Annotated in this window: 17 protein-coding genes and 1 riboswitch; of the genes, 13 read left to right on the top strand and 4 right to left on the bottom strand. The window is 61.5% G+C overall.

Going from position 1 to position 15,811, the window contains the following annotated elements; all coding sequences use genetic code 11:
• Positions 1-31 precede the first annotated feature (31 nt).
• Together V2B23_RS26405 and V2B23_RS26400 are read left to right on the top strand one after the other, a co-directional pair.
• Positions 32-850, top strand: coding sequence for a maleylpyruvate isomerase family mycothiol-dependent enzyme (locus tag V2B23_RS26405; RefSeq protein WP_430953013.1), 819 nt, complete (start codon positions 32-34; stop codon positions 848-850).
• Positions 851-863: 13 nt separating this feature from the next.
• On the top strand, positions 864-1,505 hold the full coding sequence (locus V2B23_RS26400) for a Type 1 glutamine amidotransferase-like domain-containing protein (protein WP_430953012.1): 642 nt from the start codon (positions 864-866) through the stop codon (positions 1,503-1,505).
• Between the two features lie 23 nt (positions 1,506-1,528).
• Here V2B23_RS26400 and V2B23_RS26395 read toward each other — a convergent pair whose 3' ends face one another.
• Positions 1,529-1,858, bottom strand: coding sequence for a hypothetical protein (locus V2B23_RS26395; RefSeq protein ID WP_033236037.1), 330 nt, complete (start codon positions 1,856-1,858; stop codon positions 1,529-1,531).
• Positions 1,859-2,415: 557 nt separating this feature from the next.
• Here V2B23_RS26395 and V2B23_RS26390 point away from each other — a divergent pair.
• Positions 2,416-2,691: a GNAT family N-acetyltransferase gene (locus V2B23_RS26390; protein ID WP_033236036.1), complete on the top strand. Its 276-nt coding sequence runs from the start codon at positions 2,416-2,418 to the stop codon at positions 2,689-2,691.
• A gap of 133 nt (positions 2,692-2,824) precedes the next feature.
• Positions 2,825-4,069: an MFS transporter gene (locus tag V2B23_RS26385; RefSeq protein WP_430953011.1), complete on the top strand. Its 1,245-nt coding sequence runs from the start codon at positions 2,825-2,827 to the stop codon at positions 4,067-4,069.
• A gap of 3 nt (positions 4,070-4,072) precedes the next feature.
• Here the strand turns inward: V2B23_RS26385 and V2B23_RS26380 are convergent, their stop codons facing one another.
• The gene (locus tag V2B23_RS26380; protein WP_430953010.1) at positions 4,073-5,641 is read right to left on the bottom strand and encodes a carboxylesterase/lipase family protein; all 1,569 of its coding nucleotides are present in this window, start codon (positions 5,639-5,641) and stop codon (positions 4,073-4,075) included.
• 105 nt (positions 5,642-5,746) lie between these two features.
• A riboswitch (TPP riboswitch) is annotated at positions 5,747-5,842 on the top strand.
• On the opposite strand from V2B23_RS26380, the gene V2B23_RS26375 reads away from it, so the two are divergent.
• The 7 genes from V2B23_RS26375 to V2B23_RS26345 all read left to right on the top strand — a co-directional run bounded on the left by V2B23_RS26375 (position 5,830) and on the right by V2B23_RS26345 (position 12,141).
• Entirely contained in the window at positions 5,830-6,588 is a 759-nt protein-coding gene (locus tag V2B23_RS26375) for a TenA family protein (RefSeq protein ID WP_430953009.1), read from the top strand. Its footprint overlaps the riboswitch before it by 13 nt.
• Positions 6,585-7,604, top strand: a complete 1,020-nt coding sequence (locus V2B23_RS26370) for an ABC transporter substrate-binding protein (RefSeq protein ID WP_430953007.1) — start codon at positions 6,585-6,587, stop codon at positions 7,602-7,604. The genes V2B23_RS26375 and V2B23_RS26370 overlap by 4 nt, the downstream gene beginning before the upstream one ends.
• The gene (locus tag V2B23_RS26365) at positions 7,582-8,385 is read left to right on the top strand and encodes an ABC transporter permease (protein WP_430953006.1); all 804 of its coding nucleotides are present in this window, start codon (positions 7,582-7,584) and stop codon (positions 8,383-8,385) included. Before V2B23_RS26370 ends, V2B23_RS26365 begins: the two co-directional genes overlap by 23 nt.
• Positions 8,382-9,185: an ABC transporter ATP-binding protein gene (locus V2B23_RS26360; RefSeq protein WP_430953005.1), complete on the top strand. Its 804-nt coding sequence runs from the start codon at positions 8,382-8,384 to the stop codon at positions 9,183-9,185. Before V2B23_RS26365 ends, V2B23_RS26360 begins: the two co-directional genes overlap by 4 nt.
• 226 nt (positions 9,186-9,411) lie before the next feature.
• Entirely contained in the window at positions 9,412-10,020 is a 609-nt protein-coding gene (locus V2B23_RS26355; protein ID WP_430953083.1) for a LysM peptidoglycan-binding domain-containing protein, read from the top strand.
• 172 nt (positions 10,021-10,192) lie between these two features.
• Positions 10,193-10,678, top strand: coding sequence for a hypothetical protein (locus V2B23_RS26350; protein WP_430953004.1), 486 nt, complete (start codon positions 10,193-10,195; stop codon positions 10,676-10,678).
• Between the two features lie 116 nt (positions 10,679-10,794).
• Positions 10,795-12,141, top strand: coding sequence for a T3SS (YopN, CesT) and YbjN peptide-binding chaperone 1 (locus V2B23_RS26345; protein ID WP_430953003.1), 1,347 nt, complete (start codon positions 10,795-10,797; stop codon positions 12,139-12,141).
• 10 nt (positions 12,142-12,151) lie between these two features.
• Here V2B23_RS26345 and V2B23_RS26340 read toward each other — a convergent pair whose 3' ends face one another.
• Together V2B23_RS26340 and V2B23_RS26335 are read right to left on the bottom strand one after the other, a co-directional pair.
• Positions 12,152-13,270, bottom strand: coding sequence for a methyltransferase (locus tag V2B23_RS26340; protein ID WP_430953002.1), 1,119 nt, complete (start codon positions 13,268-13,270; stop codon positions 12,152-12,154).
• A 150-nt stretch (positions 13,271-13,420) separates the two neighbouring features.
• A complete protein-coding gene (locus V2B23_RS26335) occupies positions 13,421-14,539 on the bottom strand; it encodes a Glu/Leu/Phe/Val family dehydrogenase (RefSeq protein ID WP_430953001.1) in 1,119 nt (372 codons plus the stop codon).
• A gap of 209 nt (positions 14,540-14,748) precedes the next feature.
• Between V2B23_RS26335 and V2B23_RS26330 the strand changes: the two genes are divergently transcribed.
• Complete coding sequence (locus V2B23_RS26330; protein ID WP_033236034.1) at positions 14,749-15,261, top strand: Lrp/AsnC family transcriptional regulator; 513 nt, start codon at positions 14,749-14,751, stop codon at positions 15,259-15,261.
• Positions 15,262-15,307: 46 nt separating this feature from the next.
• Positions 15,308-15,769 (top strand): 6,7-dimethyl-8-ribityllumazine synthase, encoded by a 462-nt coding sequence (locus V2B23_RS26325; protein ID WP_033236033.1) that lies wholly within the window; start codon positions 15,308-15,310, stop codon positions 15,767-15,769.
• Positions 15,770-15,811: the final 42 nt, after the last annotated feature.

The following is a 15,811-nucleotide window of genomic DNA, read 5'->3' as shown; positions in this document are numbered from 1 at the left end:
TGAACCTTCGATACCTACGGAGAAAAGTCATATGAGCGACTGGCCCCAGGAATCCGTCACCGATTTGTTGATCGAGCAATGGCAGGTCATCGACTCGCTTCTCTCTGCCCTCGACGGCGACGGCTGGTTCTCCCCCACCAATTTGCCGGGGTGGACGGTGCATGACATCACCGCGCACCTGATCGGAACCGAATCTCTTCTCGCGGGAATCGAACCGCCGACCACCGACGTCAACGTTCACGCGCTCCCCCACGTGCACAACGAGATCGGCGCATTCAACGAGCGTTGGGTCGAGGGACTTCGACGGGTCCCGTCGCCGCAACTCCTGGAGCAGTATCGCGAGATCACGTCGGCTCGTACCGCCACCCTTCGCGCTTTGAGCGAATCCGACTGGAATGCCGAGTCTTCCACGCCCGTCGGCCCGGCACCGTACGGCCGCTTCATGCGAATTCGATTGTTCGACTGCTGGCTACACGAGCTCGACATCCGCGACGCTGTCAGCGCTCCCGGAGACGAGGGCGGTCCGCGCGCCGAGTTGGCGTTCAAGGAAATCTCGAGTTCGCTCGGATTTGTTGTCGGCAAACGGGGCAAGGCACCGGACGGCTCCAGCATCACCTTCGATCTCGGCGGCCCCCTGGCCCGCGAACTACACATCGCCGTCGACGGTCGCGCCGCTCTGGTTCCCACGCTCGATGGGCCGCCCACCGTGACCGTTCGGATGAATTCCCCCCTCTTCACGAGACTTGCCTGCGGACGGGTCCGCGCGGCTGATCATCTTGACGAGATCGCGATCATAGGCGATCACGCGCTCGGCAAACGGATCCTCGACAACCTTGCGTTCACGATCTGAACCACGCCGTCCGATGAAGTTGTTCCTGGCGTCGTACCGGTTCGGCGACCACCACACACGGTTCGCGGAACTGGTCGGCCCTGGTGCTCGGATCGCCGTCATCGCAGCGGCCGCCGACGCGTGGCCGGTCACCGCCCGAGCGTCCGCGGTCACCAGTGAACTGATGCCACTACGCCGAGCGGGATACGACGCCGAGGAACTCGACATCCGCGACTACTCACACTCACCTGACGCGCTGGAGCAGGCACTGCGGACGTTCGACTGTGTCTGGGTCCGCGGCGGAAACACCTTTGTCCTGCGAGCGCAATTAGCGCGGACGGGAGCGGACGAAGTCCTCGAACGCCTTGTCCGCGACGGAGATCTTGCCTATGCGGGATACAGCGCCGGCGCTGCAGTGGCCACACCGACCTTGACCGGGTTGGACGTCACCGATGATCCGTCGGATGTACTGCCTACGTGCGGAATCGAGCCGATATGGGCTGGGCTTGCATTTGTCGAGTTCGCGATTGTTCCGCACGGCGACGGTTCTGTACTCGAGGACCCTGCTGCCACGGCACGGACCATCGCCGTACTTACGGCAGCGCAGATTCCGTTCCGGGTGCTGAGTGATCAGCAGGTTGTTGTGGTCGATGGCGGCGAGGCAAGCATCATCTGACCACCTCAGTCGTCAGTTGCCCTTCAACCGTGCTCAGCGACGGGTGCGGGGTGAACGCTATGTGACTGGCGATCGAGTCGCGCCCACGCGATTTCCCACCGCTTGACCGACACTTCGTCCGCGTCTTCGAGGAGCGCGTCGAGAAGGAGTCGCGGGTTCTTGTGCCATGCGAGTTCTGCCGCCCGAACCTCGGCCGCGGAAAAGAGTCCGGATGCGGCAAGGTCGCGGATCCAATCATCGATCTCGCCACGGTGAATGCGCGCAATCGTCTCGTATCCGATGTGCTCATCGAGGAAGTCGTACGAGAATATTGCAGCCAGGTAACTGTTCGACTCACGCTGTCCGAAAATCATGTGCGTTCCTTCCTCGAAGTGTTCGACGACGATGTGACGACTACCCGTTGCCTGGATGCACCCGAGACTTTTTCCGGTGACCCTGTAACGCTTCGTTTATCCCCGACGATGCACACGCTAACCCCCCAAAGCTTCGTTTGGGTTGCGCTCTGGAAAACGATGCCGTGTTAGTGCCTATTCGAGACCTAAGGCTATCGCCTTCACGACATTGGTCCATATCTGGAGCCAGTCGCCCTGACCTGCGATTTGCCCGTTTTTTCGGCCCCCAAGGGAGCAACACGCCCGGTTGCGAAAAAATCTTTTTCAACTATCTCACCAGGTGGGATCGTTACGGTAGCAAATCATGTGTATCGCTGTTTTCCCACGCATCTTCACACCGAGAATCCCTAGTACACAGCCTATTTCTGACACCACAGCGCCCTACACGATCAACTTTGAACGGCTGTCCAATTAAGCGAGCAGCAATCGAAGAGCGCTGACTCGAAGCGCCTCCCGCACCGCCCACACCCCCGGGTACCGTCGAGGAGACATCCCTCACCGATACGGAGCCACCAACAATGACCGACACAGTCGTGCACAACGTCGACGAGAGCCGCTTCGATATCTACGCGGACAACGAACTCGCAGGTTTTGCCGAGTATTCCGAATCGGATGGTGTGCGCGACTTCCACCACACCGTCACCTACCCGCAGTTCCGTGGCCGCGGGCTCGCTGCCGTCGTCGTGCGCGAAGCCCTCACACAAACGCAGTCGGACGGTAAGAAGATTGTCCCGTCCTGCTCGTACGTCGAAAAGTTCGTCGCGCAGAATCCGGAGTTTCAGATCCTCGTGTAACCGCTTGTTGCCTCGGGGATAACTGACCCCGAGGCCGAGCGAGCCGTCAAAAATCAGTCGCGGACATGACGCGCGTCGGGCAGTGTTGGTGGAAACAGCACTTTTGCTGCCCCGCCGCCCGGAAGGAATGTCCGTGACTGTCACACCCCGACTGGGCGCGGGCACGTCCGAACAGATCCACTACCTTCCGTTGGTTCTGATCAACCTCGCGACGCTGTTCTCCGCAATCGGAAACGGCATCTCCATGGTGGTCATCCCCTGGCTCGTTCTCGAGCGCACCGGGCGCGCCACCGACGCGGCAATTGTTGCCGGCGCTGCTGCCGTGCCACTACTGATCGCAAGTTTGTTCTCCGGCACTCTCGTAGATCGATTCGGTCGTCGGCGCACCTCGCTGGTGTCCGACGCGTTGTCCGCGGTGTCGGCTTCGGCAATTCCCATCTTCGCAGTCACCTCAGGTCTGAGCATTCCGGTGATTGCCGCTCTCGCTGCTCTCGGTGCAACGTTCGATCCGGCCGGCATGGCAGCGCGAGAGTCGATGCTGCCGGCGGCGACGCGCGCCGCGGGGTGGAAGCTCGATCGAACCAACAGCCTGTACGAGGCGAACTACAACGTCGCATATCTGATCGGTCCCGGGGTCGGCGGCGTCTTGATCGCCACCATCGGCGCGGTCAGCACCCTCTGGGTGACTGCGGCGGGGTTTGTGCTTTCGATAATCGTCGTTGCCTTCATCCGCCTCTCTGATGCCGGAACACCCGACCCCGAGTTACGTCCGGCGTCCATCTGGCACGGCACGCTCGAGGGCTTGAAGTTCGTATGGAACAACAAGCTTCTCCGAACTCTGGCACTGGTCGACATGGCCGTCGTGGCTCTGTACATGCCGGTGGAAAGCGTTGTTTTTCCCGTGTATTTCACCGAACTCGATCAACCCGCACAGCTCGGGTCGGTGTTGATGGCGTTGGCGATCGGCGGAATCGTGGGTGCCTTGGCGTACGCGCCGCTCGCTCCCCTGATGTCGCGGCGACTGATCATGATCTGTGCAGTCGGCGTGCTCGGCGTTGCCATGCTCGCGATGGCCTTGCTGCCGCCGTTGTGGGTGATTCTGGTCCTGGCGGGCCTGCAAGGTCTTGTGTACGGCCCGGTGGGCCCGATAGCCAACTACGCCATGCAGACTCGCAGCCCCGAGCACATGCGCGGCCGGGTTGTCGGTGTGATGACGTCGACGGCCTACGCCGCCGGCCCACTCGGATACCTCGTTGTCGGCCCACTTCTCGATCAGCTCGGTATTGCATCCACCTTTGTGGCACTGTCGATTCCGATTGTTGTCATCGCGATCGTGTGCGCGGCGCTTCCGGTGCTGCGCGAACTCGATCGCCCCTGACCGCTATTTGAATCCCATCACCTCGGTCCCCCAGGCGACACGCAGCACCTCGTCAGCGTCGTGGACCAACGAGTCCGGCGAATCGATCAGTAGCGTCGATCGCGCCTCCTCGTCATACGGCGGCCAGTGCTTGGACCCGTCGAGCGCGGCCGGCACTCCATGCCGGGCAAACGCCAGCCACCGTCGTTGCATCCGACCGGCCACCTCCATCGCAGCCTTGCGTCCCCCCAACCAGAATGTCGGATCGACGTTCAAGGTTCCGAAATTGCCGAATACATAAGGTAATTCGGTTGCGTGCCCGGCTCCGATGCGCGCGGCCTTGAGCATGGGCGTGGCGTGGTCGAATCGGTAAAGCCAGGTCGGAGAGTGCCGTGCATGGGCGTCGGCAATCCACAGTGTCGGCATCCGAAACGCCGCGTCGCGCGAGAGCGCCAAGGCGCCGCTCGGTTTGGCATGGTCAGGATAGGCGGACATGATCTCGGCCAGCCGCGTCGGTGAGATGTCCGGGTGGTCGTCGGCCAGGGCCTGCAACATCGCCTCCACCGACTGCGCACTCACCGGCATCAACGGCGATTTCATGAATTTGAAAATCGACGCCTCGTCCTTGTTCGATCCGATGATCAGTGGAATCCTGTGGGCATACCCCTTCTGGAAAGCGGCAACCGGGTAGTGCGGCACCAGATCTCGATCCACCACCGGAGCCATGGCGAGGGTGCCGGGTATACGGGTCGGGATTTCGTTGACCAACTCGTCACCGGCCTTGATGATCAGTTCGAGATCAGCGTCGATCAGTTCCGCAGCATCTTCGGGGTCAATCGAGATAAGTTCGAGGAAGCGGATGGCCACCGAGCGGGCGCGATCGCGGCCGTATACCGATGTGGCCGGTGGACTTTGAGCGATCGCGCGATGAAAGAGCCCTTCGGCCGTGGGGCAGGTCATCAACGTCGTGATGGAACCGGCACCCGACGACTCTCCGAAAACCGTCACTTCGCCCGGATCGCCGCCAAAGGCAGCAATGTTGTCACGCACCCACTCGAGCGCTGCAATCTGGTCGCGCAAGCCACAATTCGACTCGAACACCACGTCCGGCGTCGAGAACGAAGACAAGTCCAGGAACCCCATCGCACCGACGCGGTAGTTGAACGAGACGAGAACAACGTCACCGGTCTCCGCAAGGTGCCGACCGTCGTAGATGCTTTGGGCGGCCGAACCCAGGCAATAGGCACCGCCGTGAATCCACACCATGACCGGCCGCGGCGTGCCGTCGGGTCGTGGCGCCCACACATTGACGGACAGACAATCCTCGTCGACCACAAACGCCCGATCTATCGGCACTGCGGGGCTTTGTCCCTGCGGTGCGATAGGACCGAAGGCGCGGCAATCCCGCACCCCGTCCCAGGGGGCAGCCGGTAGTGGCGCTCGGAACCTTCGCTCGCCGGTCGGGGCAGCAGCGTACGGGATACCTTTCCAGGCAAAAACCGAACCATCGGCATGCCCTCGGACGTCACCGGCTGCGGTGTGGACGACAAGAGTGCTCTCGCCTGTGTCTCCCGGTCGAATTTCGGTGTCCATGCCTGAATCTCCTCACGACCTCGACTTTGAGAGAATCTGTCCCAAACCTACCAATTTCCGGCAGGTGGGGACGAGCAACGAAAAGCGGCGGTGTTAAGGTCGCCTTGTTCTGACACGGGGTGCTCCGCATGGGCGGGGCTGAGATCAAACCCGGGAACCTGATCAGGTAATGCTGACGAAGGGATGTCATGGCTACCACACAGCCTGCATACAGTTCTGCCGAAAATACGTCCGTCGCACACACGGCGCTCATCGAATCGACGTCGGACCGATTCACCGACCGCCTCTGGGACGAGACAAAAGTGCTGCGTGAGTCCATCGACTCACTCGAATTCCTGCGCCGACTCGGCGACGGCACCTTGCCGCTCGACGCGTTCCGCACCTACATCGAGCAAGACAAGCTCTATCTCGAGGGTTATTCCCAAGCGCTGTCTCTCGTTGCCGCTCACGCACCGAACCCGCAGGCAGCGGGATTCTGGTCCAACTCCGCATCCACGGCGGCCACGGTCGAGTCGTCACTGCACGACGGCCTTCTCACCGGCGGGATTCTGCCAGCCGAGGCCAGCCGCCTCGAGCATTCACAAGCCTGTTTGGGATACGTGTCCTATCTGATCGCGACTGCCGCCACCGCGCCGTACGCCGTCTCGGCGGCTGCCGTACTCCCCTGCTTCTGGATTTACGCCGAGGTCGGCCGCGACCTGGCCGCATCAGCGCGGGAAGTTCTGGACGCAGATCCGACGCACCCCTACGCGCAGTGGGTCAGTACCTACGACGCTCCGGAGTTCCACGAGTCCGTCGCGAAAGCGCGGGAGCTCGTCGACGCAGCAGCCGACGCCGCCACCGAAGCAGATCGAGAAGCGATGAGCGAGGCGTTCCGAATCGCGAGTCGATTCGAGCTGATGTTCTGGGATTCGGCATTGCACCCGCAGGCTTGGCCCGCGTCATGATCTCGGTAAGGCGTGTTCTCGCCACGACCGCAGCTCTCGCAGCAACACTGACCATGATCAGTGGATGCTCCAGTGGCACAGAGTCTTCGGATGCTATCCGGTTTGCACTCGACTGGACTCCCAACACCAATCACACCGGGCTCTACGTCGCGATGCAGGAGGGCTACTTCGACGACGCCGGACTGGACGTGTCGATCCTTCCCTACAACAACACCTCCCCCGACACCCTGGTGGATGCCGGCAACGCCGAGTTCGGGATCAGCACCCAGAGTCAGGCGACATTCGCCCGCGCTGCGGGTGCGGACACTGTCTCCGTCATCGCGCCACTTCAGCACCGTGCCACGGGAATCGGCGTCAAAGCCGACCGATCGGACATCACCCGTCCGCGTGATCTCGACGGCAAGGTCTACGCCGGCTTCGGCGATCCCGGCGAGGTCGAAACGCTGCAGCAGGTGATTCGCAACGACGGCGGTACCGGCGACTTCACCACCGTCGCGTTGGGTACGTCGGCCTACGAAGCGGTGTATTCAGGTCAAGCTGATTTCACGGTGTCCTACTTTGCGTGGGAAGGTCTCGAAGCGGAGCGCAACGGAACCCCGATGCGCTACTTCCAGTACACCGATTACGGGTTCCCCGACGCGTATTCCATTGTGATCAACGGTAATCAGAAGTGGCTGAAGGATCACCCCGAGGAAGCTGCCAAGTTCGTCAAGGCCGTGCAGCGCGGATATCAGACCGCCGCCGAGGATCCCGATCGTGCGGCGCAGGATCTGATAGACGCCAATCCCGGCGCCTTCACCGACGAAGACCTCGTGCGGGACAGTCAACGGATGCTTGCCGCCGACTACATGTTGGACGCAAACGGCGTTGTCGGAACCCAGAATCTCGAAACATGGTCCGGCTATTCAGGATTCCTCTTCGACAACGGTCTGCTGGCCGGCCCGGACGGTAATACGCTGACTCAGAAACCGAATTGGTCGGAATACTTCACCAATGAGTACCTCGCCGCGCCCTGAAGTGGCGAGTCGATGGGGATCCGTCACACGGCGAGCGTTGCCCGCGCTCGCCGTGGTGATCCTGCTCGTTGCAGCCTGGCAGATCTACGTCAACGTCAGCGGCATCCGTCCGCAAGTTCTGCCGTCGCCGGGCCGAGTGCTCTCGCAGGGGTGGAACAACCGCGACGTGATCTCCGGCCATGCATTGTCGACTCTTCAGGTGACGCTGATCGGATTCACCGTGTCGTTGGCGCTCGCGTGGATTCTTGCTGTGGTGGTGGACTTTTCACCATGGCTCTCGCGCGCGTTGGTGCCGCTTTTTGTCGTCTCGCAGACTTTGCCGATCATCGCGATCGCACCACTGATGATCATCTGGTTCGGATTCGGACTGTTGCCGAAGGTTCTGGTGATCGCACTGGCAACGTTCTTCCCGATGACTATCGGTTTGATCGAGGGTTTTGCCGCGGCCGATCGTGAAGCCGGCGCCCTCCTGCGCAGCATGGGCGCCTCCCGCTGGCAGGAATTCCGGTACGTCCGACTCCCGTCGGCAATTCCACGGTTCTTCACCGCGCTGCGCATCGGTATCACCTACGCCGTCGTGGGGGCGGTGTTCTCCGAATACGTCGGCGCGACCTCCGGTTTGGGCATCTACATGAGCACCCAGAAGAATTCCTTCCGCACGGACCTGGTCCTTGCGGCGGTACTGGTGACCGCTCTGATCAGTGTCACCCTGTACCTACTGACCTTTGCGGTGGAACGCGTCGTTGCACCGTGGGCGCTGAACGAAAGGACACCGCGATGACTGCCGAGCGCATTGTCGACGTGGCCTCACTCAGCAAGGAATTCAGCACCCGTGCAGAGACGCGGCAGGTTCTCGACGACGTGTCGTTCTACGCTGCCCCAGGCGAATTCGTGTCGATCATCGGACCGAGTGGGTGCGGAAAGAGCACCATCTTCAGTGTCCTGGCCGGACTCGAAACACCCACGTCGGGAACCGTCTCCGTAGGTCTGCCGGGCTCGGGAGACGGCATCCCGACTGCCTACATGCCCCAGAAAGATCTCCTGTTTCCGTGGCGTTCGGTTCTCGACAACACCGCACTGGGACTCGAAGTACAGGGTGTGCCGCGGAAAAACGCACGTAACAAGGCGCGTGAGTTGTTCGCCGCCTTCGGATTATCAGGTTTCGAGAATGCCACTCCGTCGCAGCTGTCGGGAGGCATGCGCCAGCGGGCTGCCCTGCTGCGCACCGTAGTTCAGGGCAAGCCCGTTCTGCTGCTCGACGAACCGTTCGGCGCCCTCGACTCGTTGACCCGAACCGAAATGCAGTCGTGGCTCCAGGATGTGTGGCAGCAGTATCGGTGGACAGTTCTGATGATCACCCACGATATTCGTGAGGCCATCTATCTGTCCGATCGCGTCGTCGTTCTCTCCGCGAGGCCCGCCACGGTAAAGCGCGTCGTCGACGTGCCACTTCCGCGTCCCCGCGAACTGGACATGATCACCTCGCCAGAATTTGCCGCGGTCGAGCGCGAATTGCTCCAGGTGCTGCACAGCGAGACTTTGGCCGCGTTGTCCGATCAGTCCCCTCCTGGCGATTACTGAAGATAAGCTGAGAGTCACGCGCAGTTCACCAGGAATTCAGAACAGACTGATTGATCGACGCCCAGGTTGACCGTCGGAAAAATCTCACGGCAACCAAAACCACTTACTACCAGAGAGATCACGCCCGACGAAATCAAAGTATGTGTGTCGGACGTTCCACAAAACTCTCCAGTAACGTAGTGTGGGCGGCCTACGCAACCACTCACCGCAAGGTAACTGGCGAGTGATGCTTGCGTGGCAGGACACCACCGCAACAGATTTGGAAAGGGACAGTGTGAGCACACTGCAGTCAGGCCAGAGTCTCGCTATCGGCCAGGAACTCAAGTCCGACAACGGTTCCTACGCCCTCACCCTGCAGGACGACGGCAACCTGGTTCTCTCCGAGGACGGCCGCGCAGTCTGGGCAGCCGGCACTAACGGATCGGGCGCCAACCGCGCGGACGTGCAGGCCGACGGCAACTTCGTCCTCTACAAGGACGGGGACGCAGTCTGGGCATCGCAGACCTCCGGCAACGAAGGTGCCTCCCTCTCGGTGCAGGACGATCGCAACGTCGTTCTGTCCGCAGGTGGCCGCGCCCTGTGGTCCACTGACACCGCCGTCGCGGCTCCCGCAGTTGAGCCCACCCCGGAGCCTGCCCCGGCAGCACCGGAGCCCGAACCGGCTCCCGCTGCTCCGGCAGCCCAGACCTACACAGTCGAGGGCGGCGACACCCTCTGGGCGATCGCCGAGCGCTTCTACGGCGACGGCAACCAGTACCAGCGCATCGCCGATGCCAACGGTATTGCCAACCCGGATCTCATCAATGCGGGCCAGGTTCTGACCATCCCGGCATAGCCTCGTTTCGCGGCGAGACCCCGGGCGTCAACGCCCGGGGTTTTGCGCATAATGCGGCCTTTGTGTTCTACGACACACTTATTCGCGTCCCACCCAATAGTTTTCGATGTGCCACTACTGTTCGATTTCGCCTACAGCGCTTTGCGTACTGCTCCCGGAGAACAGGTTGTGCATGAGAGACAGAACTGTCATGGTCGGCGCGCTCACAGTTGCCGGCATTTCTGTCGCTTCCGGCTTCCTCTTCGGCGGCGCGGCCGGAGCATTCGGCGGCGGGCCGATAGTCACCCCGCCCGCCTTGGTTTCCACGGTCACCGTTGATTCACTCGCGGATATCGAACCTGCTTCCTTCTACACCTCGATAGTCGTACCTACGGTCGTGATACCGCCGACGCCGACATGGCAGGTTGCACCCGAGCTCACAGCCCCACGCAACGTACCGCTGACCTCGGTGGTGGCATCCACGACAACCTCGACCACCGCTGTATCAAGCACCACTTCCACCACTCCGGTGACATCGACGCCTGTATCGTCCACTCCCGCGTCAGCGACATCGTCGAGCGCTAGCCCGTCCGGGACCGCGACGTCGACGGCAGTCCCGACCAGCACGGGAATCCCGGTCGTCACCATCGATTCGGATAGCCCGGCCAGCGGAGACTGAGACCTTCGCCGCGCTTTAGCACGGTGACCAGCGTTACATCCCCCACCTGCAAACAGCTGCTTTGTCGGCACCTCGCGTTACCGTATAGGTCTCAGCGTTGCGTTAGGAGGTGACTGATGGCCGTGCACGGATTCGACCTCGATATCAGTGTCGACCGAGCGTGGGCGGAATTTCAGGCACGCCTGGCCGACCACATCTCGATCATGGTGGACGGCGACGTCCTTGCTGTCGAGGCTGCAACCTCCGACATCGACACCGCCGAAGGTGGAGCTCCCTGTGTTCAGTTCCTGATCTGGGACACCGACATGGTGCGGTGCGAGGTTCCCTCCAATAATTTCCTGCACCCTCGGCTCGCCCTCGACGAGTCCGGCCTCGAGACGCTCGTCGCGCTCGGCTGGGCTCCACCGTCGGACGGCCCCGATACCGATAACAGCTCCCCCGCTTTCTGCGTCGACAAAAGGCAGAACTGGTCGGACCAACTGGCTTCGATGACCGTTGCGGCATTTCGCACGGTTTTCGGCGTCCAGCACCCGGCCTTTCTGTCCAGTGATCTCACCGGCAATCAGCTGACACCGGACTTCGATCCCTCCATCACCACCGTCGACGAGCTACCGCTCCTCGATCCCGCTGCGGCATACCTGCCCAACGACGTCGACCATCTCAAAGAACTTGTCACGCTTGCCCTGGTTCCCATGCTCGGCAGCCTCCCCGAACGCGACAGCGACGGAGACATCCCCATTCGCGTCGGCTCCACCGTCATGTTCGTCGGACCGCTCTCGGATTCGCTTGACGTTCAACTGTTCTCACCTCTGGTACAGGACATCAGCGATCGCACCCGCGCCAGCGAAGTCATCGCGGACCTCAACCGCAAATGGTCCCGGATCAAGTTCGTTCTGATCGACGACAGGTTGTCTGTCTTCCTCGAAGTCGCGGGCTCACCGTTTGTGCCCAAACATCTCACCGATACGTGCGCCTCGTTGACGTCGTTCCTTCGTACTGTCGACGACGAGTTCGCGTCGCGCTTGGGCGGCGATCTCTTCTTCGCGAACAAAGGCGGCGAGGCGGGCACACTTCAGCCCGAGCTCACCATGGACGATCTGCCGCCAGAACTCGAGACGCTGCTTCATCTCGATCTCGATGTGGCCGATGACCTCGAGGCCGTCGCCGACGTGTGCGGTCGCGACCGCGACCTGATCCTGCAGTTGCTCCACATCAGCAACGAGTGGCAGATCCAGTTACGGAGCCAAGCCGTCGACGCACACAGCCGCGACGACGCTGAAGAAGCCGCCGGATTCAATGATCAGGTAAGTACGTGGGAACGCATGGTCGATCGCCTGCGCGGTGCACTACGTCTGGTTGTGCTGCCCGATGCCAAGTCAGATCCGCCGGCAAAACCGCAGCCCGAACAAATGGGGTTATTCGCCGATCCCACTCAGGCAACGCTGTTCGACGACCCGTCCTGACTTCGAAGATTCAGCGTCGGCGAAGCCGCCACAACGAGGTGGTTTCGCGCGCACGCGCTGCATGCAGAGCGTCCGTACGGTCACTCACCTTGGCGTGCGTCGGTTTGACGTCTATGCGATCGATCACCGTCAGCCCTCCTGCTGCGATCATCGCGTGCAGTTCTGATCGCGTGCGCAGGCCCAGGTGTTCGGCGATATCGGAGAGAATCAACCAGGCCTCGCCCTCCTCAGCGAGATGCGCGCCAACCCCCGTCAAGAAGCCATTCAACATCGCTCCGGCGGGATCGTAGATCGCGTATTCGATCGGCGAGGTTGCCTTGGCCGGAATCCACGGCGGGTTGCAGACCACCAGTGGCGCAACACCTTCCGGGAACAAGTCGGCCTCGATCACCGTCACCTGATCGCTGTAACCCAACCTGTCGAGATTGGTCCGCGCGCACTGCAGGGCCCGGGGATCTTGATCCGTCGCCGTCACTTCTCCGACTCCACGCGCAGCAAGCACAGCGGCCAGCACCCCGGTGCCGGTACCGATGTCGAAAGCGCTTTCGGTCGACGGCAACGGCGCAGCGGCCACCAGGTCGATGTACTCACCGCGCACGGGCGAGAACACTCCGAAAGCCGGATGGATCCGAGCGTCCAACGCGGGAATCAGAACACCCTTGCGATTCCACTCGTGCGCGCCGATTGCACCCAAGAGATCACGCAGTGAACGAACCGACGGCTGATCCGTGACGCCGAATGCCTCGGTGAATGCCACTTGTGCGTCGGGCGCACGACGCAACGGGATCGAGAGATCCGCGTCGAGAGGAATCAAGAGCATGCCGAGAATCTGTGCGCGTCGACCTTGTGTTTGGCGGTGAAGATGGAAGGCCTGGGCCGGATCATCCGAGTCTCTGCGCGGTTTGCGATCCATCCGGGCAGCCACAGCCCTGGACAGTTGACGCGCGTTCTGGAAGTCACCGCGCCACAGAAGGGCTGTTCCCTCGCAAGCCAATCGGTAGGCTTCGTCCGCCTTCATCGTGTCGTCTGCGACCAGTATTCGTTTAGGGGCCGGTGCCCCACTCGTGGACCCCCAGAGCGCGCGGCGCTCGGTATCGTTCTCGGTCCACACAACATACTGTTCGGTCATCAAAGGCCCTTCCGGCGTCGGACATGGAGCGGATAGGGCGTTCGACGCACTGCAGCCGGTCCCGGCTCGCGTGTTCCAGTTCTGCACATCTGCTTGTCTGGTTCCACACTAGCCGGGACCGGCCGAATTAATGACCTTGCGCGGAGCGTCTCAGCTCGCAGTGCGCGAACGAACAGCCTGTGCGATACGCGCCTCGGCGACGGCGTCTGCTGCATCGCCCGCGAGGATCGCTTCAGCCTTCGCCTTGGCAAGAATCTCGGTTACCGTGTCGAAAATCTTCTCCACCTGAGCCCTGACCTGCTCAGCCGTATGCTCTTTCAGCTCGCCAGCAACCTGAATGAGGCCGCCACCGTTGGCGACGTAGTCGGGTACCCACGTGATGCCGCGCTCGCTCAGAACAGACTCGACCTCGGGTTCGGTCAGCTGGTTGTTGGCTGCGCCGCAGATCACCGCGGCAGCGATTGCCTCTGCCGAGGTGTGCGAGAGCGTCGCACCCATTGCGCAAGGCGCATAAACATCGAGATCGGCGTCGATGACACTGTCCACGATCTGTACCTGCGGGAAATCCGCCTTCACGCGCTCGAGTGCTGCCGTGTTGACGTCGGTTGCCAGTACGGTCGCGCCGTCGGCCAGGAGCAGCTTGATGAGTTCATACCCAACCTTGCCGGTGCCCTCGACTCCCACCGTCTTCCCGGTCAGATCACGCGAGCCCCAGTGCGCCTGCGCCGCCGCCAGCAATGACTGGAAAACACCGAGTGCCGTCATCGGCGCGCTGTCGCCCGAACCGCCTGCCTTCGCATTGCGCCCCACCACGAAGTCCGTTCCGAGCCCGATCACGTCGAGATCGTCCGAGTTGGTTCCGACATCTCCGGCCGTGATGTAGCGGCCACCCAGTGTCTGAACGAATTTTGCGTAGGCGCCGAGCAATTCGGTGGACTTCGCCGTTGCCGGGTCGCCGATGATGACGGCCTTTCCGCCGCCCAGATCAACACCCGCAACCGCGGCCTTGTAGGTCATTCCGCGAGAGAGCCGCAAAACGTCTGTGACAGCGGAAGATTCGTCCGCGTACGGGTAGAAGCGAGTTCCGCCGAGCGCCGGCCCGAGCGTCGTGGAGTGGATTGCAACAATCGCCTTGAGTCCGCTTGCCGGATCCTGGAAGAAGCTCACCTGCTCGTGCGGGTAATCGCGAAGATAGTCTGCGCGATCGAATACGCCAGCAGTGTCGTCGGAGATGTGGGCGGAGTTCACAGGCTCGGCAGTGAGAGTCATTGTGAGATAGACCTTTCCAAAGAACTTGTACGACACAGGCGTGAGATCGAGGCGAATCGTCGATGGGTACAGTGATCTACGAAAACTGTCCCGCTAAGCAATTCGTGAAACCAATGCTCATCCTGAGCTACGATTTGGTCAATGCAAATCCATTGAACTAAGCAATACGATCATCCAGTGACCTCGATCACTGAGGAAAGGTTCACAAAGTGCTCAGCATCGACAAGCTCGACGTCCAGTTGCTCGGATTGCTCAGCAAGGATTCGCGCATGAGCGTCGCCGAACTCGCCAACTCGTTGGGAGTCGCCCGAAACACTGTCCAAGCTCGGATGAAGCGGATGGAATCAGGCGGAATCCTCACCGGCTTCCGCCCCAACCTCGATCTCCCCGAAGTTGGCATCCCCATTCAGGCATTTGTGGGCCTCGAATTGGAGCAGGGAAAAATCAGCGCCATCGCAAGGAGCTTGGCCGAGTTGCCCGAGGTGATCGAAATTCACGCCACCACGGGACGCGAGGATCTGCTGGTGCGCGTAGCCACCTCCACCCACGCTGCGCTGCAGAAGTTGGCGGAGCAGATCGTCAGCCTTCCTGGTGTCACGCATTCCACCACCACGATCGCGCTGACCAATCCTCTTCCCTACCGAATCCAGCCGCTGCTCGAGCACCTCACCAACGATGCCGGCTGGGGGCGCTCCACAGCGTTCCCGCGGCAGCAGGATTGAGACATGCATTCGCGACGACGCTTCCTGGTGCAGTAGTTTTGTCGTTATGAGTGACATCCAGGGACAGCGCATCGCGTTCATTCAGGCGACGTGGCATCGCAACATCGTGGACCGTGCACGTGACGGATTCACAGACGAAATAGTCGGTTTGGGCTACGCCCGCGATTCAGTCGATTTCTTCGAGGTGCCGGGCGCTTTCGAGATCCCGCTGCACGCTCGCCGTTTGGCGCAGACAGGCCGTTACCAGGCAATTGTTGCTGCCGGCCTCGTCGTCGACGGTGGCATCTACCGCCACGATTTTGTGGCGACAGCCGTCATCGACGGTTTGATGCGAGTGCAGCTTGATACTGATGTTCCGGTCTTCTCCGTCGTTCTGACGCCGCACAACTTCCACGAGCATGCCGAGCATGTCGACTACTTCAGCACCCATTTCGTGAAGAAGGGCGCCGAAGCAGCACGCGCTGTGGACGCTACGGTCACCTCGCTGAAGTCTCTGCCCACCGCCTAGTCATTCCACAGTCTCGCTGAGTCGGATGCCCTCCCGCTCAGC

This window comes from Rhodococcus sp. 24CO, from assembly GCF_050586165.1.
Classification (GTDB): Bacteria; Actinomycetota; Actinomycetes; order Mycobacteriales; family Mycobacteriaceae; genus Rhodococcus_F.
The sequence above is the reverse complement of the archived record's forward strand: the minus strand, read 5'-3'. Positions and strand labels throughout refer to the sequence as shown.